This window comes from Mesorhizobium sp. WSM4976 (assembly GCF_029625685.1).
GTDB lineage: Bacteria > Pseudomonadota > Alphaproteobacteria > Rhizobiales > Rhizobiaceae > Mesorhizobium.
Window position 1 is genome coordinate 94,577 of record NZ_JARTVT010000027.1, and the last position, 21,737, is coordinate 116,313.

Consider the following 21,737-nt stretch of genomic DNA (forward strand, 5'->3'; position numbering starts at 1 on the left):
GATCATGACCTCGGACGGCGGCAACAGGGCATGGCGGCTGGACACCGCTCGATCCCTTCCCGCAGGCCGTGTTATAGGCTAGTGAGCGTTTTTATGAGATAAGTTGACTGCATATCTAGCTATCAGCCTATAAGCTTATCAGACAAGTGGATGTTAATGATGGATACCGTTGAGGTCAAGCTTCAAACTTTGCCGAAGCAGGTGGCTGGCGTGCTGGCGCGGCGTATCGCCAGCAGCGGTGTCGCGGGCGGCCAGGGACCGTCGGAGCAGCAGATCCTTCAGGAGTTCGGGGTCTCGCGCGCGGTCGCGCGAGAGGCGCTGAAGATCCTCGCTTCGCTCGATATGATCGAGATCGCGCAGGGCCGGCGCGTGGTGCTGCGTCCAGCCGAGGAGTGGGACTATCTCAGCCCATTGCTCATCGACTGGCTACCGAACGAGCAGATGCGCGAGATCCTGGCCGAAGCGCATGCGACGCGGATCATCATCGAACCGGCCATCGCCGCCATCGCGGCCAAGCATATGACCAAGGAAAATCTCGCACGCCTTGGCACTTTGCTGGCGGCGATGTCGGCCAGCGAGGACAACCCTGACGCCTATCTGAAGCTCGACCTGGATTTCCACATGGAGATCTGCCGGGCAGCGCAGAACAGGATCCTCGACCGCTTCATGTATTCGTCCCGGTGGTGGCAGATGGCAAGCAGGCGCATCAGCAACCAGATGCCCCATGCGCTGCCCTCCGCAACCGAAATGCACAGGGCGATTTACGAGGCGCTCGTCGCGCGCGACGAAAAACGGGCGGAAGAAGCGATGCGCCGGCACCTCAAGAAAACCACCGCGGTCGGCCTGCCTCGCTGAAGGAGCGGCGCAGCCAGCATTTGCGCTGGCCGGGCCGCAGCGTGCCGGGAGGACAGGGCTTTGAATTGAAAGGGACCCCTTCTAAGCCCTCTTCGCTTGTTGTTCCTGGCGCTGGCGTGCGCGGAAACCGAACATGTCGCCCTTGTCCTTGATTTCCGCCCAGATGGGCGCGGTGACCCTGTCGATGGCGGCGACGTCCGCGTCGGAAATCGTCCAGCCGGCGCTCTCGACATTTTCCTCCAGCTCCTTGACGGTGCGGGCGCCGACCAGTGGCGAGCTGACGCCTGGCCGGCTGGCGAGCCACTGTATCGCAAGCTGCGGAACCGTCTTGCCGTAGCGCGCCGCGATCGGCTTGAGCATGTCGACGGCGTTCACAGCCCGCTCATAGGTGCCTGGCTGGAACAGCACCGTCGTGCGCCGCTCATCGCCCTCGACGAACTTGGTGTCCGGCGACAGCGTTCCGGTGAGCAGTCCTTGGGCGAGACCGCTGTATGGCATGACTCCGATATTGTGCTTGCGGCAATAGGGCAGCGTCCCGGCCTCGACCTCGCGCCACAGCATGTTGTAGGGCGGCTGCAGCACGTCGATGACGCCGTGCTGACGGGCGCTGTCCATGTCGGCGATGCTGAAGTTCGAGACGCCGACTGCCTTGATCCGCCCCGACGCGCGCAGCCGTTCCATCATCTCCATGGTCGGGCCGATCGGAAAATCAGAGTTCGGCCAGTGGACGAAATAGACGTCGACATGGTCGGTCTGCATGCGCCTCAACGAACCGTCGAGCGCCGCCTCGATCGCGGCGGGTTCGAGATGATTTGGGGCAACCTTTGTCGCGATGACGGCCTTGTCGCGGCGGCCGGCCAAAGCTTTCCCCACGACCTCCTCGGCATGGCCGTGTCCGTAGGCTTCGGCCGTGTCGATCAGCGTAACGCCGAGCTCGAGCGCACGCCTGATCACCCGGATCGACTCCTCGTCATCGGCGGCGCCCCAAAACGCGCCGGACATCCCCCAAGTCCCAAGGCCGATCTCCGATACATTGACCGGCGACGATCCGAGCTGTCGCTGTTGCATCCTGTTCCTCCCGAATGGCGGCACGCATGAGTCATGGCTTTGCGGTCGCCTAATTTATACGCTTATATACTCGTCTAACAAGTATGTAATTTGGAATTCGGGACGCTTGATCGATAACTTCGAATTTCTCAAATAATTCAAAGATGGTGACGCTTTATGGCCCGCCACAACGCAAAATTGCTCGACAGGGGGGTTTACGTCTCATTGAGGCATCTTGTATGCTTATTGGACAAGTTACCAGCTTGTAAGCGTGGCGCCATCAGGGGGAGAAGGATCCTATGAAGATCGTGGACATCAAGACAGCGGTCGTCGCCTATCACGGCAAGGCGACCCTGATCCGGATCGATACGGACGCCGGCATCTCCGGCTATGGCGAAGCCAACCCCGACGCGGGCGCAGCCGCAATCGTCGGGCTGATCTCGGAGCTAAAGTCGGAGCTGATCGGCCAGGACCCGCGCAACGTCGAATATTGCTGGGACAAGATCCGCCGCGATCACGTCTTCTCCGGCGCGCAGGCCGGAATCTTTCTCATCGCCCTCACCGGGCTCGAAATGGCGCTGTGGGACGTGGCGGCGAAAGCCGCAGGCCAGCCGCTCTACCGTATGTTCGGCGGCAAGTTCCGCGACCGGATCAGGCTCTACGCGGATTGCGGCGACGGCGACGACCAATCCGGATCGCCGCAGGGATGCGCGGCCCGCGCGCGCCGCATGGTGGCGGAAGGTTTCACCGCACTTAAGTTCGACATCGACAATCTGCGCCACCCCGGGAAATTCGACGCGGTGAATCACACCATAAACGGCGCCGAGCTGCGTTCCATGATCGAGCGCGTCGCGGCAGTACGCGAAGCGGTCGGCCCCGATATCGATCTCTGCATCGACCTGCATGCGCGCTACGACGCGCTCAGCGCCAACCGCATCGCGGCCGAAATGGAGCGTTTCAATCTTCTCTGGCTCGAAGAGCCGATCCCCGCGGAGAATGTCGAGGCCCTGAAGCAGATCCGCATGCGGACCAAGACGCCAATCTGCGTCGGCGAAAACCTCTATCTGCGCTGGGGCTTCCGCGAGCTGTTCCAGAATTACGGCGCCGACGTCATCATGCCCGACGTGCCGAAATGCGGTGGCCTTGCCGAGAGCCGCAAGATCGCCAATCTCGCCGAGATGTATTACGTTCCTTTCGCGCCGCATCTTGTGTCGACGCCGCTGGGCACGATGGCGACATGCCATGTCTGCGCCAGCGTGCCGAACTTCCTGGTGCTGGAATGGCACGCACTGGAAGAACGCGACGCCTGGGACAGCTATGTCCGCCTGCCGAACGGCGCCAGGTCCATCGTCGAGGACGGCCATATCACGGTGTCCGACATGCCCGGCATCGGCGTCGAGCTCAACATGGATGGTGTCCACAAACACGCGGTGCCCGGCTTCGGCATGTTTGAATAGCGAATGACCGGCCGGCGGGATTCGTTGCTCGATCAAACAAATTCGTTCGGAGGAAGCCATGGGCAAGCGGATTGTCTTCACCGGCGGCAGCGGCAAGATCGGCCGCCACGTCATACCTTACCTGCTCAAGCGAGGGCATCAGGTCCTGAACCTCGACCTGACGCCGCTGGATGTGCCAGGGGTGGATACTGTCATCAGCAACCTTGCGGATGCCGGCGAGGCCTACAATGCGCTGACGCTGCATTTCGGGTTCAGCGAGTATTTCGGCGGCAAGGGCCGCGCGCCGGTCGATGCCGTCGTCCATTTCGCGGCGCTCCCGCGGATATTCCTGCGGCCGGACAATGCCATGTTCGCCGCCAATGTGCAGTCGACCTACAATGTGATCGAGGCCGCCACCAAGCTCGGCATCCGCAAGATCGTCACGGCCTCCAGCGAAACGGTCTACGGCGTCTGCTTTGCCGAAGGCGAACGCGATTTCACGTCGTTCCCGGTGGATGAGGAGTACGACGTCGATCCGACCGACAGCTACGGCCTTTCCAAATTGCTGGGCGAGAAGATCGCGCGCTCTTTCGCCTCTCGCACGGGAGCCGACATTTACGCGCTACGGATAGGCGGCGTCGTGGAACCGAAGGACTATGCGCGCTTTCCGGATTTCCTGGCCGATCCGTCGAAGCGGCGGCGCGACGCCTGGACCTATATGGACGCGCGCGATCTTGGCCAGATTGTCGACCTGTGCGTCGAGAAGGACGGCTTGGGGTTCCAGATATTCAACGCCGTCAACGACAACATCGTGTCTGAATTGCCGACGACGGAGTTTCTCAGGAAGCACGCGCCCGACATACCGGTCACCCGCGCCATGGACGCATTCGAGGGACCGATCTCAAATCGGAAGCTGCGCGACGTGCTCGGATTCCGGCAAGAGCACGACTGGCGGATAAAGTGAGCTGATTGGCGACCTCACAGTCGCCATAGTGCCCGGCGCGCCCAAACACGGGCGGCTAGACTAGGAAGCTCAGTCGAAGAAGCCGGCGTCCTCCTCCAGCAGATACTTTCGGGCAGCCTCGGCATCGACATCGAGGCCGAGTCCCGGCGCCTCGAGCAGATCCACCATGCTGTCCTTCACGATCTGTTTCGGCAGGCCGATCACCAGGTCCTCCCACCAAGGATCGGAGGCGCTCGGATATTCGAAGGCGATGTAGTTGGCGGGCAAGGTGGCGCAGACATTGATCAGCGCACCAAGGCCGAGCAGGCCGTTGGCGGTGCCGTGCGGCGCCATCAGGATCGAGTGCATATAGGCGTGCTCGGCGACCCACTTCAGCTCGGCTATGCCGCCTATATCGGCTGGATCAGGGCCGATGACGCGCACCGCCTGCGTCTCGATCAGCTCCTTGAAATTGTGCCGCAGATAGATCTGCTCGCCGGTGTGGATCGGCGTCGAGGTGGAGGTGGTCAGCTCGCGATAGGCCTGCGGATTGACCCAGGGCACATAGTCGCCGGTCAGCATGTCCTCGAGCCACATCAAATTGTATTTTTCGACCGCGCGGGCGAATTTGATCGCGTCGGGCAGCATCCAGCCCGGGCCGCAGTCGAGCGCCAGGCTGACCTTGTCGCCCAGCACTTCCTTCATCGCGATCACGCAATCGAGCATGTGGTTGAAACCGCGCTCGCTGATCACGCCCTGATCCATGGCGCCGTGATAGCCGGCCTTCTTCTGCGTCACGCCGTAATGGAAGCCCTCGATGGAGTCCTTCATGTTGGAGTGGAACGAGATGCCCTGCTTGACCATGAAGAAGTTCTGCGGTTGCTCCATCATCCATTTGACGTCGGCGGCATAGTCCTCCGGCCGGTCGCCCGTGCGCTTGCGACGGATCGAGCCGTTGTAGACGCACACCTTGTCGCGCACCTTGCCGCCGAGCAGTTTGTAGACCGGCACGCCCGCGGCCTTGCCAGCGATGTCCCACAGCGCGTGCTCGATGGCGCTCACCGCCGCGCCATAGGGCTTGAACGAGCCGCGCTGGCGGATCTTCAGCATCACACGCTCGACATCGGTCGGGTCCTCGCCGATCAGCGCCTCGCGGAAATGCAGCACGAAGGGTTTCAGATAGGTCTTTGTGTATTCGACCTCGCCCAGGCCATGGAGGCCCTCGTCGGTGACAATGCGGACAATCGGGTGCTTGCCGATGACGGCGCAGCGCAGGTCGGTGATCTTCATGGCGCAGTCCTATTTCACAGACGAGAAAGCTGTCGGCGTGAGCAGCTGGCTGCTGATATTGGCAATGATCTGCCCGTCGCGCTGAGACTCGTCGACGGCCCTGTGCCATGCCGGATCGGTGACGAAAGCCGCCCATTTTACCTCACGCTCGGCCAGCGATTCCCAGGCGAGTAAATAGGTGAGGCGATTGCTGTTTTCGCCGATCACCGTGGTGAAAAACCCGGCTTGGCGGATGCCATGCCTCTCCCAGATGGCCAGCGTTTGCTCGGAAAAGCGCTTGAGCAAAGCCGGCAACCGGCCCGGCAGGCAGTCATAGATACGCAGTTCGTAGATCATGGTTTCGTCCGTTTCTTTCTTCGCCTCTCCCTTCGGAGAGGGTCGACACGAATCATCGTCGGTGGCTGTTTGAGCCTGGGGGAATGAGGGCGGAGAGCTTGGGCTAGCTCCAGGTCCGGTCCCAGCTATATTCATTGTCCCAATGCTCGGTGGATTGCCATATCCCTGTGACACCGGGCTGCAGATGCCGGCTGATCACCTCGTCGACCACATCGTCGATGCCCAGCCCTGGCCTGTCCGAAACGGTGATGAAGCCGTCTTTCACAAGCGGCTTGGGAAGGCCCGTGACAATGTCGTCCCACCAATCGACATCGGCCGAGTGGTATTCGAGCGCCATGAAGTTTTCGGTCGCGGTCGCGACATGCGCCGCGGCCATCGCGGCGATCGGGCTTTCGGCCATGTGGATCGCCATGGCAACGCCGTGGTCCTGCGCCATGTCGCCGATTTTCTTGGTCTCAAGGATACCGCCGCTGGTGAGAAGGTCCGGATGGACAATGGAGAGACCGCCGCTCCTCAGCAGCGGCTCGAAACCCTCCTTGAGATAGATGTCCTCGCCGGTGCAGATCGGCACCGAGGTCGCCTGCTGCAATTGCCGGTACTGCTCGGTGTATTGCCAGGGGATCACATCCTCGAGCCAGGCAGGGACATATTTCTCGATACGGCGCGACAGGCGAATGCCGTCCTGCAGCGAGATGTGGCCGACATGATCGATGGCTAACGGAATCTCGTAGCCGATGACCTCTCGGACCTCGTGGATATACTGCTCCAGCAGGTCTATGCCCTTTTCGGTGAAATGCAGGCCCGTGAACGGGTGCTGCACGTTCTGCGCATCGTAGGCGAGATTGCGGGCCTTGCGTTCCTCGAGTGTGCCGCCGCGGCCGCGAGGATTGGCGTGAAACCCTCGGAGCGCGCCGGCGGGCGCTGTGACAGCGCCCGGAATGTGGGCGATCTGCATCAGGCCCAGATCCATCTTGAGGAAGGTGAAGCCGCGCTCCATGCGCGCCTTGAGGCGCTTGCCGGTCTCGGTGCCGCTCGGCTTCTCGGCGTCCGTATCGCAATAGACGCGCACCTGGTCGCGAAACTTGCCGCCGAGCATCTGGTAGATCGGCACGCCATAGGCCTTGCCGGCGAGATCCCAAAGCGCAATCTCGACTGCCGAGACGCCGCCGCCCTGCCGCCCGTGGCCGCCGAACTGCTTGATGCGCCGGAACAGGCGGTCGACATCGCAGGGGTTCTCGCCGAGCAGCCGGCTTTTCAGCATCAGCGCAAAGGTGGCGCTGGCGCCGTCGCGCACCTCGCCGAGCCCGACAATGCCCTGGTTGGTGTAGATCTTGAGCAGCGCGGACGTGAAGGGCGCGCCGACGATCTCGGCCACCCGCATGTCGGTGATGCGCAAGTCGGACGGCTTGGAATTCGTGTTGATGCGATTGAGAGCCTCGTCGGCTCCATCCGTCTTTGGCATGAGTGTCCTCGTTACGCTCGGAATGGCCCCGCCCGCCGGGCCTGCTTAAGCAGTGCTAGCCCAGCTCGATCTCGTGGGCCTGCAGGTAGTCGCGGTTCATCTCGACACCGAGACCGGGCTTCGACGTCAGCTTGAGGTTGCCGTTGGAAACGTCGAGCGGCTTGTCGATGAGGTGATCGTATTTGGAGAGGTCCCACTCCGAGGTTTCGAGCTTGTAGAAGTTGGGAACGGTCATCATCACCTGCGCTCCCGCGACCACGTTGATCGGACCCGCGGCGTCGTGCGGCGACACCGGGACGTAATAGGCTTCGCAAAGGGCGGAGATCTTCTTCAGTTCGGTGATGCCGCCGGTCCAGGTCACGTCGGGCATGATGTAGTCGGCGAGCTTGTTTTCGAGCACCGGCACGAAATCCCATTTCGTGTGGCCGCGCTCGCCCCAGGAGATGGGGGCGCTGACCTTGTCGCGAACCTGCTTCAGCGCATTGAGGCTCTCGGGCGGGCAGGGCTCCTCGAACCAGTCGATCTGGCCGGCCTCCTCGAGGCTGCGGCAGAGGCGGATGGCGGTGGGAACGTCGAAGCGGCCATGCGCGTCGATGAGGATGTCGACATCGGGCCCCGCCGTCTCACGGATCAGCGCCGTCAGTTCGGCGGCCTCGCGCTCGTCCTTGCGGGTCATGCTGCCGTCGAGATAGCCGTCCCGCCTTTCGCGGGCCACGCCATCGACGCTGGGACCCTGGTGCGGGAACGGATCGAATTTGAGCCCGGCGTGGCCGGACTCCACGATGTCGCGAATTTCGCGCACCACCGCTTCCTTGCTGGTGAATTTGGCCTGGTTGGGATGAGTGTAAAGCGCGATTTCCTCGCGCACCGGTCCGCCCAGCAGCTCATAGATCGGCTTGCCGAGAACTTTGCCGCGGATATCCCAGAGCGCGATGTCGATGGCGCTCACGCATTCGACGGCGGCGCCGCGGCTGCCCATATAGGTGAAGCTGCGGAAGATCTTGTGCCACAGATGCTCGGTGCGCGCCGGATCCTCTCCTGCCACGGCGGCGCCGATCTGCCGCAGGATCGTGCACAGCGCGCGGTTGGCGAGCTTCGTCGTGGTGGTGATCTCGCCCCAGCCGCTGACCCCTTCGTCGGTCGTCACTTCGACGAACAGATACTCTCCCCAGTAGGAAGCGTCGGATTTGATCAGCCATGGCCGAATGCTCGTGATTTTCATCTGGACTATCCTCCCTGAAATGGCCAGGCCGACGATGTTGCGGATCCGCTACCCTGCCCGGGCGGCGCTGCGCGCGCGCATGTGTTCGAGCACATGCCGGCCGGAGCCCTCGACATGGCGAGCAATGAGTTCGGCCGCCTTGTCGGCCTCTCCCGATTTCACGAGCGCGATGAGCTCGCGGTGCTCGCGGATGATCGCGGCGCGCCGGGCAAGCGTGAAATTGAAACGCCGGCTGACCGCCCGTAGCACCTCGCGGTGCTTCCACCAAAGCTCGGCGGCATGGCGGTTGTAGTGCCGCTGGTACATCACGGTGTGGAAGGCGGTATCCAACTCGCTGTGCCTGAACGTGTCGGCGAAGTTGTTGTCTTCGATCAGGCCCTGGAGACGTTCGAGCTCGGCGATGTCCTCCTCGGTCGCCATTCCCACGAACCAGCGCGTCAGGGCGGGCTCGATGAGAACGCCGATCTCGTAGATATCGCGCACGAAATCCTGATCGATGGGCCGGACGCGCGCGCCCCGGTTGGGAACGAAGGTGACGAAGCCCTCGCCGCGCAACAGCTGCAGCGCCTCCCGCACGGGATTGGTCGAGGTGCCGTGACGGCGGGCGAGATCGGTGACCACGAGCCGCTCGTTGGCCGCCAGCCGCCCCTCGATGATGTCTTCCCTTATCTGCTCGTAAAGCGAGGCGCCCTCGCTTGATGCCCCGAGAGCGTCAATCCCCTCGGGTGGCTCTGCTTTGAAATCGCTTGTTTCCGCCAAGGCCGTCCCCCTCAGTCCAATACACGATCTGACCGATATCACGCACATCTTCGGCAAACAATGTACGATTTGTTGCGTTGACAGCCATTCTGCGATCTGAAAACGTATAAAGTGATCGAAAGGATACATTAGGGCGGAGGAATATCCCGGCGATCGAAACGACCAAGGACCGCTTGCCTCGACGCAGAGCGGCATGGGAGAATCTGGAGGAGACCTATGAGGAGGATCACAGTCGGCGGTGCCGCCCTGCGCGGCGCTGTTTCCACTGCTTTGACGATATCGCTAATGTCTGCTTCGGCGCTTGCCGCGCCCCCGGTCGACCTGAGCAAGTGGTCGCCGGAATATGTCCGCTCGATTGCCGGCACGCAGGATTTCGACACGGCCGGCGATTGCGCCAAGGTCACCCCGCTCGACTACAAGGGGCGACTGACATTCTGGTACCAGGGTGTGTTCGAGGGCGACCCCGACCTTCTGCGCCAATATTACAAGGATTTCTTCGCAACCTTCCGCAAGACCTACCCGAACATTCAGCTCGAGGAACAGGCTCTCACCTACAACGATCTGCTCGACAAGTTCCGCACCGCGCTCCTTGGCAATGCCGCGCCGATGGCGGTCCGCCTGCAAATCCTGGGTGGCACCGAGTTCGCCTCGAAGGGCTATCTTCAGCCGCTAAAACCCGAGGACGTCGGCTATTCGACCGAGGATTTCTGGCCCGGCGCCATGAAGGCCGTGACCTGGGACGGCGTGACCTACGGCATTCCGACCAACAACGAGACGATGGCCTTCATCTGGAATGCCGACATCTTCAAGCGCGCCGGTCTCGACCCGAACAAGCCTCCGGCAACCTGGGACGACGTCGTCAAATATTCCAAGCAGATCCACGACAGGCTCGGCATAGCCGGCTACGGCCTCGTGGCGCGCAAGAATGCCGGCAACACCCCTTACCGCTTCATGCCGCAGCTATGGGCCTATGGCGGCGGCGTTTTTGACGAAGCTACTGCGAACCCGACCTACAAGGACATTGAGCTCAACAGCCCGCAGAGCAAGGCGGCGCTGCAAGCTTCCTACGACATGTATGTCCGCGACAAATCGGTTCCGGTTTCGGCGCTCACCAACCAGCAGGCCGACAACCAGCCGCTGTTCCTGGCCGGCCAGCTCGGCATGATGATCTCGCATCCGTCCGACTACAACGTCATGCTCGACCTGCAGAAGAAGGCGACGGGCACCGACAAGGAGAAGGCGCAGACCGTTATCGACAACATGCGCTACGGCCTCATTCCGACCGGTCCCGACGGCAAGCGCGCCGTCGTGTTCGGCGGCTCGAACATTCACATCCTGAAGCCCGAATATGTCGAGGGGGGCAAGGTGGACGAGCCGGCGGCAAAGGCCATCATCTGCATGTGGACGAGCCCCGAATGGTCGTTGAAGATGGCTTACGCCGGCTCGAACCCCGGCAACCTCAACGGCTTCAAGACCAAATGGATGAAGGAGCGTCTGGACAGCATCAAGTTCCTCGATGTCACGACGTCGATGCTGCCATACGGCATCCCCTTCCCGGCCCTGCCGCAATCGCCCGAGATCATGAACATCATCGTCCCGGACATGCTGCAGAATGCCCTGACCGGAGCGATGACCGTCGACCAGGCGGCGGACGACGCGGCCAAGAAGGTGAAAGACCTGATGGGCGGCGGACTCTAGAGCATGATGCCGAAAAGTGTGAAGCGGTTTTCGGACGACATCATGCTCTGCTTCTTTGACCTAGAAGCCTGACCTGCGATCTCGCCGGCTGCGCCGACAACGCAGCCGGTTCGTTCCGATGAACAAGGGCACGCCAAAGTGACGATCGTGAGCGGCAAGGCCGAGCCTCGCCGAAGACTGCAATCCGCCAGGTCCGATGTGCTCCGCAAGATGTGGGGGCATCGCGCCGACTATGCCTATGTGCTTCCGGCGATCGCCGTGATGCTCATCGTCATCGCCTATCCGATCTACTACACGATCGAGCTGTCGTTCTTCAACACGCCGCCCGGCCTGCAGCTTCGCGACAAGATCTTCGTCGGTTTCAGCAACTACACGGCCATCCTCACCAGCGGGGTGTTCTGGCAGGTCACCTTCAACACCCTGATCTGGACGGTTGCCTCCACTTTCGTCTCCTTCGTGCTCGGCTTTGCCGCCGCGCTGGCGCTGCATCGCGACTTTGTCGGTCGCGGCGTCCTGCGCGCCATCCTTATCATTCCCTGGGTCATCAGCGCCGTTGCCGCCTCCTATATCTGGAAGTGGATCTACCATTCGGATTTCGGCATCATCGGCGCGGTGCTGGTCGAGCTCGGATGGGCCAGCCGACCGCCGAATTTCATCGACAGCGTCTCAACGGTGCTGCCCTCGCTGATCGTCGTCAATATCTGGCGCGAGTTCCCTTTCGCCATGATCATGATGACGGCCGGCCTGCAGACCGTCCCTGAGCAGTTGCTGCGCGCCGCCAAAGTCGATGGCGCCAATGCATGGCAACGCTTCTGGCACGTCACCTTCCCGCATTTGCGAAATGTCTCGACGGTGACGATCCTGCTGCTCGCAGTCGCCAACTTCAACTCCTTCATCATCCCGTGGATCATGACCGGCGGCGGCCCGTCGAACGCGTCGCATATCTGGATCACCCATATCTATGAGCTTGCCTTCGGCCGTCAGCGCTGGGGCGTGGCATCGGCTTATTCGGTGCTTCTGTTCATCATCCTGATGACGCTCGGCTACTTCTATGTCCGCGCGCTGAGCGGCAACGAGCGGAAGGACGGCAGCGCATGAGCACGGTTTCCGAGACAATCTCGCGGGGCCGGTCCGCCCGCCGCGTGCGGATCGACGGATGGCGATGGGGCGGGCGCGCCTTCCTGGTGTTCATGCTGCTCTATACAGCGCTACCGATGATCTGGATGCTGCTCACCTCGATCAAGTCCGGCTTCGCGGCGATGCAGTTTCCGCCGCAATGGTGGCCCGACCAGCCTACCCTTGCCAGCTACCAGAAACTGCTCGATCCGCAGAACAGCGTCGGCCAGGATTTCCTGCGCTTCTTCTGGAACAGTCTCATCGTCTCGACCGCCACGACCATCCTTTCGGTGATCGTGGCGGTCCCCGCGGCCTATGCGTTCTCGCGCTTCACCTTCCCGGGACGGAACTTCCTGTTCTTCGCCGTTCTGCTGCGCAACATGTTCCCGGCGGTGATCTTCCTCGTGCCGCTCTTCATCCTGATGCGCGCGATCGGACTGGTGAACACGCATGGTTCGCTTGTGCTGACCTACCTCACCTTCGGCCTGCCGCTGGCGATCTGGCTGCTCAAGGGCTTTTACGACAACATTCCCGTGCAGTTGGAGCAGGCGGCGCGCATCGACGGCGCAACGCGGTTCCAGGCCTTCGTCCTGATCGTGATGCCGCTCTCCACGCCAGGCGTCATCGCCACTGCGATCTATTCCTTCATCGGCGCCTGGAACGAATACATCTACGCCTACACCTTCCTTTCCAAGAACGAACAGCTGACGCTGCCCGTCGGCATCCAGCGCTTCTTTTCGGAGAACACGACGGACTTTCCTGGCCTGATGGCGGCCAGCTTCATGATGAGCGTGCCCGTCGTGGTGCTGTTCCTCCTCCTGCAACGATACTTCGTGCGCGCCCTTACTGAGGGCGCGGTCAAGCACTAGGGAGCTGCCTGCATGGCCCATGTGGTCCTCAAAGATCTCGTCAAGACCTATGGCAGCTTCAAAGCCGTCAATGACGTTTCGCTGACGGTCAATGACGGCGAGTTCGTTGCGCTGGTTGGGCCCTCCGGCTGCGGCAAGACGACCACGCTCAATCTCGTCGCGGGCCTGATCTCGGTCACATCGGGCGACATCGTCATCGGCGACCGGGTGGTCAACGACCTCGACCCCAAGGACCGGGACATCGCCATGGTGTTCCAGAACTACGCGCTCTATCCGCAGAAGTCGGTCTATATGAACCTCGCCTTCCCGCTGCAGATGCGGAAGTTGCCCAAGGACCAGATCGACAGGAAGGTCAGGGAAGCGGCGCGCGTCCTCGACATGACGCAGCTGCTCGAACGCAAGCCGCGCGAGCTTTCGGGCGGGCAACAGCAACGCGTGGCGCTCGGCCGGGCCCTCGTGCGCGATCCGGCGGTGTTCCTGATGGACGAGCCGCTCTCCAATCTCGACGCCAAGCTGCGCGTGCAGATGCGGTCCGAGATCAAGCGGTTCCACCAGGACCTCAAGGCAACGATCATCTATGTAACGCACGACCAGCTCGAGGCCGTGACCATGGCTGACAGGATGGCGGTGATGAATGGCGGCTATCTGCAGCAATATGATTCACCGGCGCAGGTTTTCGCCCATCCCGCCAACATGTTCGTCGCGAGCTTCGTCGGCAGTCCGGCGATGAGCCTTATTCCGCTGGAGGCATCGACGGCAAACGGCGGCGCCGTTCTGACGAGCGCGGAAGGCTGGAGTCTCGCGCTGTCGCAACGCAATGCGCGCAAGGTCCAGAAATCGACCACCAGGAAAGTCGTGCTCGGTGCTCGGCATTCGACGATCAAGCTGCACAAGAGCGCGGTTCCCGGCGCCATTCCGGCCAAGGCCTATACGGTGGAGCCGACCGGAGACGTCACCTTCGTGCAGGCGTTCCTCTCCGGCGCCATCGTCAACATCAGCGTGTCCCCCAACGTCGCCGTCGCACCCGACGAGCAGATCTGGCTCGAGTTCGACCAGGAGCGCATGCACCTGTTCGACAGTGAGACGGAAATGGCGCTCGAGGCCAGTTGAGACAGCGAACGCATGGGACATGAGGGGGAATGACGACGAAGATGAAGATCACCGCTATCAAGCCCTACCCGGTGTGGGTGGGGACCCGTAACCAGATGCTCGTCAAGGTCGAGACCGACCAGGGCATCTTCGGCTGGGGCGAGAGCGGCTTGAGCGGTCGCGAGAAGGCCGTGGCTGGCGCGGTCGAGCACTATCGCGCGTTTCTCATCGGCCGCGATGCCATGCAGATCGGTCGGATCTGGCAAGAACTCTATCGCAGTCAATATTTCGAAGGCGGGCGGGTTCTGCAGGCAGCGATCTCCGCCATTGACATCGCCCTTCACGACATCAAGGGCAAGGCGCTGGGGGTGCCGGTCTACGATTTGCTTGGCGGCAAGCAGCGCGACCGCGTTCCCACCTTCGCCTCTACCGGAGACGAGGCCGAGGGCGACGCGGCCATCGAACGGGCGAGCGAACTGCTCGCCGAAGGATGGCAGGCGATCCGCTTCTTCCCCGCCGGGCAGAGCAGCAAGGACATTTTCGAGCCGCGCGGGTCGATCGGTCCTACCGCGGGCATGCTGAACAAGGCCCGCGAGGCGCTGGGGGACGAGGTCGTGCTTGGCATCGATTATCATCATCGGCTGTCCGTGGCCGAGGCGGCGAGCTTCTGCGGCAAGCTTGGCCGCGGCGTGCTCGATTTCCTCGAGGAGCCGATCCGCGACGAGACGCCGGAGGCCTATGAGAGCCTGCGCAGGATGACCGACATCCCCTTCGCCATCGGCGAGGAGTTTGCCAGCAAGTGGCAGTTCCTGCCCTACATCGAGCGCGGCATCCACCAGTTCAACCGGCTCGATGTGTGCAATGTCGGCGGCCTCACCGAGGCTATGAAGGTCGCCGGCTGGAGCGAGGCGCATTATGTGGACCTGATGCCGCACAATCCACTTGGTCCGGTGTGCACGGCCGCGACCATCCATCTGGGCGCCGCGGTGCCGAACTTCGCCTGGCTCGAAACCAGGGTGCCCGAGAAGAAGCTGGGCTTCGACAACTCCGAGTTCTTCCCCGTGCAACCACGGCTGGACGGCACCCATTACCCGGTCGGCGACCAGCCCGGGCTCGGCGTCGAGGTCAACGAGGCCGAGATCGAAGCGCAGAGCTTTCGCTTCTGGGAAGCGCCGCATCTCAAGCGCCGCGACGGTTCCGTCACCAACTGGTAATTCCATCTCATCCGGAGTCCGACAATGACGCATACAACCGACATCAAACGACCGTCCAAGGACCTGATCGAAGCACTAAAGGAGATCGGCGCCGCGACAGTTGCCGGCACGCTCGGCCATATGGGTTTTCGCAGCCCGCACATGGTCGGCCCGGTCGCGCAGAACCATGGCAAATCGATCGTCGGACCGGCGCTGACGCTGCAGTTTCTACCGCAGCGGCCGGACCTCTTCAACGAAGGCGAATATGCCGATCCGGAAACGCAGTTGCACCGGCATGTGCTCTATCACGCGCAGGAGGGCGACGTGGTCGTTGTGGACGCGCGCGGCGACATGAGGTCAGGCGTCTTCGGCGATATGATGTCGACCTATTTCAAGGGCCGGGGCGGCGCGGGCATCATCATCGATGGATGCATGCGCGACCGGCCCAACGTCGAGAAGCTCGATCTGCCGCTATGGCTGCGCGGCTGGACGCCCAACTATCATGTGCAGACCAGCATTTATCCCAATGCCGTCAACGTGCCGATCGCCTGCGGCGGTGTCACGGTGATCCCCGGCGACATCATCGTCGCCGACGATGACGGGGCGGTGGTGGTTCCCGTCTCGATGGCGCCCATGGTGATCGAGGAGGCCCAGAAGCACCACGATTGGGAAGAGTTTTCCCGGGAGAAGCTCATGCAGGGCGCGCCCTTGCAGCGCTATTATCCGCTGCACGATGATGCCCGCGGTGAGTATGAAGCGTGGCGCCAAACAAGGCGTTAGCGGAGCCGAGCCAACGAAGGAACACAACCATCGTCACTTGGAGCGATGCAGCAAGCTAATCTAGACGGAACGAGATAGCGCCATTTGGTATGACGCGACGCGCGCTCGTGCCTGTTGGATCGGCGGCGATCGAAGCCTAGAGCGCTTCACCGTCTGACGGAAACGGTGAAACGCTCTAACTTTTTGTTTTCACGCAATTCGGGACGGAAACCGCTCGCTGGAATTGCTCTAAAGGATCGCCGCCGGGCAGGTATTTCCACGTTACTGCAGCTTCGCCTGCAGCGCGTTCACATCATCCGTCGTCATCTCGCCGTCGGTCGTCACCTTACCGTCGACGATCTTCCACAGCCGGAATGGCCCGGTGATGTCGCCATATTTGTCGAAGGAGACCGGGCCGATCACTCCTTCGTAGCGAATCGGCTTTCCGTCCTTGATCAGGCCGAGCGCCTTGGCGAATTCCTTGCCGGCATAGATCGGCGTGCCTGCCGGATCGACCGCCTTGTACATGGCGTCCTTGATCTTGGCGGGGTCGTCGGAGCCGGCAATGGCGATGGCAAGCCCGACGATGGCCCCTGCGTCATAGGAACGATCGGCGGCCGGGTTTGATGGCTCGATGCCAGAGAATTCCTTGTAGTTCTTGTTGAAATAGTCGGTCGACGCGGTCGGGCTGGTGCCGGAGGACGTACCGTAAGCATCCTTGAGATAATCGGCTCCGACGGATTCAATGAAGTCCGGACTGTTCATACCGTCATTGAGCAGGAACTTCTGCACGCCGCCTTGCGAGATCCAGGTGCGGGCGATGGTGGCGCCGTCGACCGGCGTGCTGACGAGATAGAGGCCATCCGGTTCGCCGGCCATCGCCGCCGTCACTTCCGAGGCATAGCTCGACTGCTTCTCGTTGTAGGGCGTGTCGGAGACGATGATGCCGCCGAGCGCCTTATAGGCGCGCGAGAACTCCGCCACCATGTTGACACCGAAGTCGTTGTTGACGTGGATGATCGACAGCTTCTTGAAGCCCTTGTCGACGGCGTACTTGGCGGCGGCCACGCCCTGCAGTGCATCCGAGGTGATGGTGCGGAAGAAGATGCCGTTGGTTTTGCCATCGCGGCCGAGCGCGGTCAGCGTCGGCGAAGAGGATGCAGGCGACACCTGGACGATCTTGGCCGGCGCAGTGACCGAGGTGAGGATCGGGATCGACACCGAAGAAATAATGCCGCCAATGATGACAGGCACTTTCTTGACCTGCACGAGCTGGGTCGCGGCATCGACGGCTACATTGCCCTGGCTCTGGCTGTCGCGCGTGTCGGTCGCAAGATCGCAGCCACGCACGCCGCCTGCGGCATTGATGTCGCGGAAGGCCATCTCGACCGACTTGGCGCCGGCCTGGCCGTATTCGCCGGCGGGGCCGGTCAGCTCCATGACTAGCCCGACGGTGATCTTGCAATCGGCGGCTTGAGCCGCGCCTGCCAGCGTGACGAGAGCAAGCGCGCTGGTGAGTTTCAGTATCGTGGTTCTCATTGCTGTTCCCCTTGAGTTACTCGTCTGTGGTTTGATCTTTTGGGCCTGGTTCAGCGTTCCGGCACCTGCAGCCAGGTCTCATGCAGGTGCCGCCATTCGACGCCGTTGGGCGCCGATGAACTGGTGGTAAAGACGGCGCTCGACTGACGGCGGCTGAACTTGCCGCCGCGCAGTTGCGCCTCAACATAGAGGACGACGATCGTGTCGTCGGTTTGCCAGCCGGGCCTAATGTCCTCGATCGAGATGGCAAAGCCGTCATCGCAGGTGGCGCGGCTTTGCCTGACATGGTCGACGACCGCCTCGCGACCGAGTACGGCGCCGCTTGGCGCGATCATGGTCAAGCCTTCGCCCATGGCAGTTTCGAAACGACCGAAGTCGACCGTGTCGGCGCGCGCGGTGACGAACCAGTCGACGAAAAAACGGTGCAAATCGACGATCTCGGTGCTGGCGCGTGAAAACAGCGAGTCGTTCTGGCTCATGGCACTCACACCCGGCCCGCATTCAGATTGTAGTGCATGATTGAGCCGTGGCGGCCATGGCGGTCCCGCTCAAGCGTGTAGACGTCGCCTTCGAGACCGGGGCTTTGCGCGATCACGGCGCCGATCGCCGCCTTGTCTTCGAGGCTCAATTGGACGTTCATGATTGCCGCGTTGGCAAGCGCGTGCGCCTGGTTGCGGGCGCCGACAATCACGGCTGCGACCTGGGGCTGTTCCAGCACCCAGGCGCTGGCGATGGTGGCGATGTCGACGCGGTGGCGCTCGCCGACCGTTTTCAATGCAAGCAGCAATTGCTGGAACAGGTCCCAGCCGCCGAAATCATCGATGATCAGCTTGTATTTGACCAGTGAGCGGTTTTCGGGCGGCGTCGCCGGTTCGGCAGCGCCAAGCCATCTATCGCTGAGGAACCCGCCGGCAACCGAACCATAACATAGGAAATGCATGTCATGTTTCTTCGCCAGCGAGGCAAGGCCTTGGGCAGGACGCTGGTCGAGCACGGAATATTGCAGTTGCTGACTGACCAGCGGAATGCCCGCCGCCAGGATTTCGGCGAGCCGCTGCGTGTCGAAATTGGTGGTGCCGAGATTGCGGACCTTGCCCTCGCGGCGGAGCTCGTCGAGCCATCCCATCACCTCGACATAACGAGGCTGCGCATAATCCCACCAGTGGAATTGCACGAGGTCGATGCGCTCGGTCTTCAGCCTGCGCAGCGACTGGTCCACGATGCCACTGATATAATCGCGGCTGATGCCGGCCAGCCGCTCAAGGTCGGGCACCAACTTGGTGTGCACCTTCATCCTGGCGGCGGCATCAAGGCCGCGTTCGTTGCCGAGCCGCAGACGCGCGGCGCCGATCAGCTCCTCGACGCCGGTGTAGATGTCTGCGCAGTCATAGGTGAAGATGCCGGCGTCGAATGTTGCGACAAGATCGGCTATAGCCTGTTCACGGTCTATCGCGCCGTGGCCGCCGGCCAGTTGCCAGCCGCCGCGAATGACGCGCGAAATGGCGTAGCCTTGGGCAAGTTCGAAAGTCTTGGCAGTCATTTGTGCTCCGTCTCCCCCGGCAGCGGCACCGCGGTCGTTTCGGCGTGGCTGAACCGCCGCTTGGCCACCCTGACGATCCTGAGCCGGCTGGCGCAGTTGGGATCTGGACAGGCAATCTCGGCGTCGGACGTCATCCAGTCATTGGCGTGCGTCGGCCTCTGCTTGGCCGCCAGGAGCGGCAGCACGGCGGCAATTGAGTAGATCGAAAAGCCCTGCCCCGTCGGCAGCGACAGCATCTCCCCCTTCAGTTCGAAATAGTCGCCGGTCTTGGCGCCGCAATAGATCGGCTTACCCTCTGGGATGACCGCCTCGACACGAAGATCGAAGAGCTCGAAACTGTCGTCGCGCCCGGCCATTTTCAGATCTCCGCTCGCGTGAAGGCGACGTCACAGGCACCATTGCGGCGAATGACCCCGCAGGCGGCAGCGAACTGTTCCCGCTGCTCTGGCAGCACTTGTGCGACGACGCTTCCAGCGAGCCACCCGATCGGAAACAAGAGCCGCGCGCCCTGTCCGTAAAACAGTCCGATGTCGAAGATCGCGTTCGGATTGCCGCCCCACATACGCGGCGGCACATAAGAGAGCACGATGTCGCCTGGCTGAGGCGTCAGGGTCGCATTCTCGGCCGGCAACGGCTGGGCATAGGCCTTGCCCTCCAGATGCGACGACGGCACGGGACAGGAGATTTCAGGACCGGTCCACATCGCATGGATGCCGGCGACCACGCGCAGCTCCTCCAGATAGCTCCAGAGAAAGGCAGCATTGCCCGGCGCCTTCTCCGGCAGCAACAGCGCCGTCGCGGACAATCCTGAGCGCGGCTCGGTGATTTTTATGGCGCGGCTTGTCATCTCACTCCGTTCGAGCCTTGGATTGCAGCTTGTCGCGAAGGAAGGCAAAGGGCCGGCTGATGTCGGCCACCAATGCCTCGCGCGCGGCCTTTGCGTTCTGCGCCGCCAGCGCTGCGACGATGCTGCGATGGTAATGCGCGGTGTCCACCTCGCCGGCTTCGGAAAAGGCGTAGATGGCGACGCGGATGCATGGGCCGGATTGCAGCCAGAGGCTCTCTATCATCGGTATCAGCACGGCAGACCCGCAGGCGCGGTAGATCTCGAAGTGAAAGCTCTGGTTGAGCGTAACTTCGCGGTCGATATCCTTTTTGTGCTTCAGCGCCCGGACCTCGTCCCATTCGCGCAGCAGGGCCTCGACGGTCGCAATTCCACGCGGCCCCATGCGCGTTGCGGCAAGCGAGATCGCCTCCCCCTCGATCAGGATGCGCGCGCGCAGCAGGTCGTCGATCCGCTCCAGCGTGATCGGCGGCACGCGCACCGAACGGTTGGGCAGCGCCTCGAGCGCTTTTTCCGTGATCAGCCGTCCGAGCGCCTCACGTACCGGCATGGTCGAGGTGACCAGCGCGTCGGCAAGGCCACGAATGGTCAGCACTTGGCTTGGCTCGAACAGGCCGCCGATCAGAGCGCGGCGCAGCTCCGAATAGACGCGATCCTGCACAGTCTCGCGGCCGACCGGCGCAAGTTGCGCGGCGAAGACGTCATTGGTCCGCTCCACGGCTGCCTTGTGCATGCTCTCCCGACTCCAGCCTTTTTGGCCCGACGCCTATTTTCGGCTTGCGGAGAAAATTAAAGCTGATTAGCGTGATCAAAGCAAGTGTGATCACATATCAAAATTAGAAAGCGACAAACGCTTCCGACCCCGAGGACTGATGGGAGACACAGTGGAACGGCATGGGGCCAGACCCGACGAGCCGGTGCTGGCGGCAAGAAACGTCGTCAGGCGCTTCGGTGGGCTAATGGCCGTGAACAATGTCTCGTTCGACGTTCGCCTCGGCGAGATTCTGGGCTTGATCGGTCCGAACGGCGCGGGGAAGACGACAATGTTCGACCTTCTGGCCGGCAGCATTCTGCCATCCAGCGGCGAGATCTATCTGGGCGGCGTACCCGTTTCCGGCGAGGCCGCGCACCGCCGCATCGGACGTGGCCTCGGGCGTACGTTCCAGATCCCCCGGCCCCTCCCCAACCTGACGCTGATCGAGAACGTCATGCTTGCCGCGCAAGAGCAGACCGGCGAGCGGCTGCTTGCCAATTTCCTCAGGCCGTGGCGGGTCGCCGCCGAAGAGAAAGCCGCCGCGAAGAAAGCCGCCGAGCTGCTGGAACTCGTCTCGCTGACCCGCCTGGCGCACGAGCCGGCGCGGGTGCTTTCCGGTGGACAGCGCAAGCTGCTCGAGCTCGCCCGCGTGATGATGGCCGATCCGGCGATCATTTTGCTTGACGAGCCGGCGGCCGGCGTCAACGCCACGCTGCTCGAGGTCATCATCGACCGCATCCGCGACATCAACGAGAGCGGCATCACCTTCCTGTTGATCGAGCATAATATCGACATGGTGACGCGGCTTTGCCACCGCGTGCTGGTGATGGCGAGCGGCGAACTGCTGTGCGAGGGCACCGCCGACGAGGTGGCGCGAGACCCGCGTGTCATTGAGGCCTATCTCGGGGGCGCGGCATGAGACTTCCTGTGTCAACCTGTTGTGAGCAAGGCGTTTGCGGCGGGGTGTTTTTGGGGATCGTAAGGGG

Annotated in this window: 22 protein-coding genes; 10 read left to right on the forward strand and 12 right to left on the reverse strand. The window is 62.3% G+C overall.

The window, feature by feature from the left end:
• The first annotated feature begins 159 nt into the window (after positions 1-159).
• Positions 160-855, forward strand: coding sequence for an FCD domain-containing protein (locus P9272_RS28130; protein WP_278163046.1), 696 nt, complete (start codon positions 160-162; stop codon positions 853-855).
• Positions 856-936: 81 nt separating this feature from the next.
• Here P9272_RS28130 and P9272_RS28135 read toward each other — a convergent pair whose 3' ends face one another.
• Positions 937-1,923 (reverse strand): aldo/keto reductase, encoded by a 987-nt coding sequence (locus P9272_RS28135; RefSeq protein ID WP_128259028.1) that lies wholly within the window; start codon positions 1,921-1,923, stop codon positions 937-939.
• 278 nt (positions 1,924-2,201) lie between these two features.
• On the opposite strand from P9272_RS28135, the gene P9272_RS28140 reads away from it, so the two are divergent.
• Together P9272_RS28140 and P9272_RS28145 are read left to right on the forward strand one after the other, a co-directional pair.
• Positions 2,202-3,359: a mandelate racemase/muconate lactonizing enzyme family protein gene (locus P9272_RS28140; RefSeq protein ID WP_278163048.1), complete on the forward strand. Its 1,158-nt coding sequence runs from the start codon at positions 2,202-2,204 to the stop codon at positions 3,357-3,359.
• A 58-nt stretch (positions 3,360-3,417) separates the two neighbouring features.
• Positions 3,418-4,302: an NAD(P)-dependent oxidoreductase gene (locus P9272_RS28145; protein WP_278163050.1), complete on the forward strand. Its 885-nt coding sequence runs from the start codon at positions 3,418-3,420 to the stop codon at positions 4,300-4,302.
• 69 nt (positions 4,303-4,371) lie between these two features.
• Here the strand turns inward: P9272_RS28145 and P9272_RS28150 are convergent, their stop codons facing one another.
• The 5 genes from P9272_RS28150 to P9272_RS28170 form a co-directional block, all read right to left on the reverse strand.
• Positions 4,372-5,571 (reverse strand): mandelate racemase/muconate lactonizing enzyme family protein, encoded by a 1,200-nt coding sequence (locus P9272_RS28150; RefSeq protein WP_278163051.1) that lies wholly within the window; start codon positions 5,569-5,571, stop codon positions 4,372-4,374.
• Positions 5,572-5,580: 9 nt separating this feature from the next.
• Positions 5,581-5,907 carry an NIPSNAP family protein gene (locus tag P9272_RS28155; RefSeq protein ID WP_128259032.1) on the reverse strand — a complete coding sequence of 109 codons (327 nt, stop codon included), beginning with the start codon at positions 5,905-5,907 and terminating at the stop codon, positions 5,581-5,583.
• A gap of 103 nt (positions 5,908-6,010) precedes the next feature.
• The gene (locus P9272_RS28160; RefSeq protein WP_278163053.1) at positions 6,011-7,369 is read right to left on the reverse strand and encodes a mandelate racemase/muconate lactonizing enzyme family protein; all 1,359 of its coding nucleotides are present in this window, start codon (positions 7,367-7,369) and stop codon (positions 6,011-6,013) included.
• Positions 7,370-7,424: 55 nt separating this feature from the next.
• Positions 7,425-8,591: a mandelate racemase/muconate lactonizing enzyme family protein gene (locus tag P9272_RS28165; RefSeq protein ID WP_278163054.1), complete on the reverse strand. Its 1,167-nt coding sequence runs from the start codon at positions 8,589-8,591 to the stop codon at positions 7,425-7,427.
• A 48-nt stretch (positions 8,592-8,639) separates the two neighbouring features.
• Complete coding sequence (locus tag P9272_RS28170) at positions 8,640-9,350, reverse strand: GntR family transcriptional regulator (protein ID WP_128259035.1); 711 nt, start codon at positions 9,348-9,350, stop codon at positions 8,640-8,642.
• Between the two features lie 216 nt (positions 9,351-9,566).
• On the opposite strand from P9272_RS28170, the gene P9272_RS28175 reads away from it, so the two are divergent.
• The 6 genes from P9272_RS28175 (at position 9,567) to P9272_RS28200 (ending at position 16,095) form a co-directional block, all read left to right on the forward strand.
• On the forward strand, positions 9,567-11,048 hold the full coding sequence (locus P9272_RS28175) for a sugar ABC transporter substrate-binding protein (RefSeq protein ID WP_128259036.1): 1,482 nt from the start codon (positions 9,567-9,569) through the stop codon (positions 11,046-11,048).
• Between the two features lie 138 nt (positions 11,049-11,186).
• Positions 11,187-12,146 (forward strand): sugar ABC transporter permease, encoded by a 960-nt coding sequence (locus tag P9272_RS28180; protein ID WP_128259037.1) that lies wholly within the window; start codon positions 11,187-11,189, stop codon positions 12,144-12,146.
• On the forward strand, positions 12,143-13,033 hold the full coding sequence (locus tag P9272_RS28185; RefSeq protein WP_128259038.1) for a carbohydrate ABC transporter permease: 891 nt from the start codon (positions 12,143-12,145) through the stop codon (positions 13,031-13,033). Before P9272_RS28180 ends, P9272_RS28185 begins: the two co-directional genes overlap by 4 nt.
• A gap of 12 nt (positions 13,034-13,045) precedes the next feature.
• Complete coding sequence (locus P9272_RS28190) at positions 13,046-14,143, forward strand: ABC transporter ATP-binding protein (protein WP_128259039.1); 1,098 nt, start codon at positions 13,046-13,048, stop codon at positions 14,141-14,143.
• A 29-nt stretch (positions 14,144-14,172) separates the two neighbouring features.
• Positions 14,173-15,336 (forward strand): mandelate racemase/muconate lactonizing enzyme family protein, encoded by a 1,164-nt coding sequence (locus tag P9272_RS28195; protein WP_278163055.1) that lies wholly within the window; start codon positions 14,173-14,175, stop codon positions 15,334-15,336.
• A gap of 24 nt (positions 15,337-15,360) precedes the next feature.
• Positions 15,361-16,095, forward strand: coding sequence for a ribonuclease activity regulator RraA (locus tag P9272_RS28200; protein WP_128259041.1), 735 nt, complete (start codon positions 15,361-15,363; stop codon positions 16,093-16,095).
• A gap of 261 nt (positions 16,096-16,356) precedes the next feature.
• Here P9272_RS28200 and P9272_RS28205 read toward each other — a convergent pair whose 3' ends face one another.
• Genes P9272_RS28205 through P9272_RS28230 form a run of 6 tightly spaced genes read right to left on the reverse strand, consistent with a single transcriptional unit; the run spans position 16,357 to position 20,730 of the window.
• On the reverse strand, positions 16,357-17,613 hold the full coding sequence (locus P9272_RS28205; protein ID WP_278163057.1) for an ABC transporter substrate-binding protein: 1,257 nt from the start codon (positions 17,611-17,613) through the stop codon (positions 16,357-16,359).
• Positions 17,614-17,663: 50 nt separating this feature from the next.
• Positions 17,664-18,092, reverse strand: a complete 429-nt coding sequence (locus tag P9272_RS28210) for a hypothetical protein (protein ID WP_128261101.1) — start codon at positions 18,090-18,092, stop codon at positions 17,664-17,666.
• 5 nt (positions 18,093-18,097) lie between these two features.
• Positions 18,098-19,153, reverse strand: coding sequence for an aldo/keto reductase (locus P9272_RS28215; protein ID WP_278163059.1), 1,056 nt, complete (start codon positions 19,151-19,153; stop codon positions 18,098-18,100).
• Positions 19,150-19,509 (reverse strand): TIGR04076 family protein, encoded by a 360-nt coding sequence (locus tag P9272_RS28220; protein WP_278163060.1) that lies wholly within the window; start codon positions 19,507-19,509, stop codon positions 19,150-19,152. The genes P9272_RS28215 and P9272_RS28220 overlap by 4 nt, the downstream gene beginning before the upstream one ends.
• A gap of 2 nt (positions 19,510-19,511) precedes the next feature.
• Positions 19,512-20,000, reverse strand: coding sequence for a DUF3830 family protein (locus P9272_RS28225; protein ID WP_128261098.1), 489 nt, complete (start codon positions 19,998-20,000; stop codon positions 19,512-19,514).
• A gap of 1 nt (position 20,001) precedes the next feature.
• Entirely contained in the window at positions 20,002-20,730 is a 729-nt protein-coding gene (locus P9272_RS28230; RefSeq protein ID WP_128261097.1) for a GntR family transcriptional regulator, read from the reverse strand.
• 151 nt (positions 20,731-20,881) lie between these two features.
• Here P9272_RS28230 and P9272_RS28235 point away from each other — a divergent pair, with 151 nt between their 5' ends.
• Positions 20,882-21,670: an ABC transporter ATP-binding protein gene (locus tag P9272_RS28235; protein ID WP_278163061.1), complete on the forward strand. Its 789-nt coding sequence runs from the start codon at positions 20,882-20,884 to the stop codon at positions 21,668-21,670.
• The last annotated feature ends 67 nt before the right edge of the window (positions 21,671-21,737 follow it).

What these genes read in the sequence shown, in the direction of transcription:
- P9272_RS28195 (WP_278163055.1), top strand. Translation starts at nt 14,173, where the DNA reads ATGACGACGAAGATGAAGATCACCGCTATCAAGCCCTACCCGGTGTGG.
- P9272_RS28215 (WP_278163059.1), bottom strand. Translation starts at nt 19,153, where the DNA reads ATGACTGCCAAGACTTTCGAACTTGCCCAAGGCTACGCCATTTCGCGC.
- P9272_RS28155 (WP_128259032.1), bottom strand. Translation starts at nt 5,907, where the DNA reads ATGATCTACGAACTGCGTATCTATGACTGCCTGCCGGGCCGGTTGCCG.
- P9272_RS28225 (WP_128261098.1), bottom strand. Translation starts at nt 20,000, where the DNA reads ATGACAAGCCGCGCCATAAAAATCACCGAGCCGCGCTCAGGATTGTCC.
- P9272_RS28165 (WP_278163054.1), bottom strand. Translation starts at nt 8,591, where the DNA reads ATGAAAATCACGAGCATTCGGCCATGGCTGATCAAATCCGACGCTTCC.
- P9272_RS28140 (WP_278163048.1), top strand. Translation starts at nt 2,202, where the DNA reads ATGAAGATCGTGGACATCAAGACAGCGGTCGTCGCCTATCACGGCAAG.
- P9272_RS28150 (WP_278163051.1), bottom strand. Translation starts at nt 5,571, where the DNA reads ATGAAGATCACCGACCTGCGCTGCGCCGTCATCGGCAAGCACCCGATT.
- P9272_RS28130 (WP_278163046.1), top strand. Translation starts at nt 160, where the DNA reads ATGGATACCGTTGAGGTCAAGCTTCAAACTTTGCCGAAGCAGGTGGCT.
- P9272_RS28205 (WP_278163057.1), bottom strand. Translation starts at nt 17,613, where the DNA reads ATGAGAACCACGATACTGAAACTCACCAGCGCGCTTGCTCTCGTCACG.
- P9272_RS28230 (WP_128261097.1), bottom strand. Translation starts at nt 20,730, where the DNA reads ATGCACAAGGCAGCCGTGGAGCGGACCAATGACGTCTTCGCCGCGCAA.
- P9272_RS28145 (WP_278163050.1), top strand. Translation starts at nt 3,418, where the DNA reads ATGGGCAAGCGGATTGTCTTCACCGGCGGCAGCGGCAAGATCGGCCGC.
- P9272_RS28210 (WP_128261101.1), bottom strand. Translation starts at nt 18,092, where the DNA reads ATGAGCCAGAACGACTCGCTGTTTTCACGCGCCAGCACCGAGATCGTC.
- P9272_RS28135 (WP_128259028.1), bottom strand. Translation starts at nt 1,923, where the DNA reads ATGCAACAGCGACAGCTCGGATCGTCGCCGGTCAATGTATCGGAGATC.
- P9272_RS28185 (WP_128259038.1), top strand. Translation starts at nt 12,143, where the DNA reads ATGAGCACGGTTTCCGAGACAATCTCGCGGGGCCGGTCCGCCCGCCGC.
- P9272_RS28220 (WP_278163060.1), bottom strand. Translation starts at nt 19,509, where the DNA reads ATGGCCGGGCGCGACGACAGTTTCGAGCTCTTCGATCTTCGTGTCGAG.
- P9272_RS28160 (WP_278163053.1), bottom strand. Translation starts at nt 7,369, where the DNA reads ATGCCAAAGACGGATGGAGCCGACGAGGCTCTCAATCGCATCAACACG.
- P9272_RS28190 (WP_128259039.1), top strand. Translation starts at nt 13,046, where the DNA reads ATGGCCCATGTGGTCCTCAAAGATCTCGTCAAGACCTATGGCAGCTTC.
- P9272_RS28175 (WP_128259036.1), top strand. Translation starts at nt 9,567, where the DNA reads ATGAGGAGGATCACAGTCGGCGGTGCCGCCCTGCGCGGCGCTGTTTCC.
- P9272_RS28200 (WP_128259041.1), top strand. Translation starts at nt 15,361, where the DNA reads ATGACGCATACAACCGACATCAAACGACCGTCCAAGGACCTGATCGAA.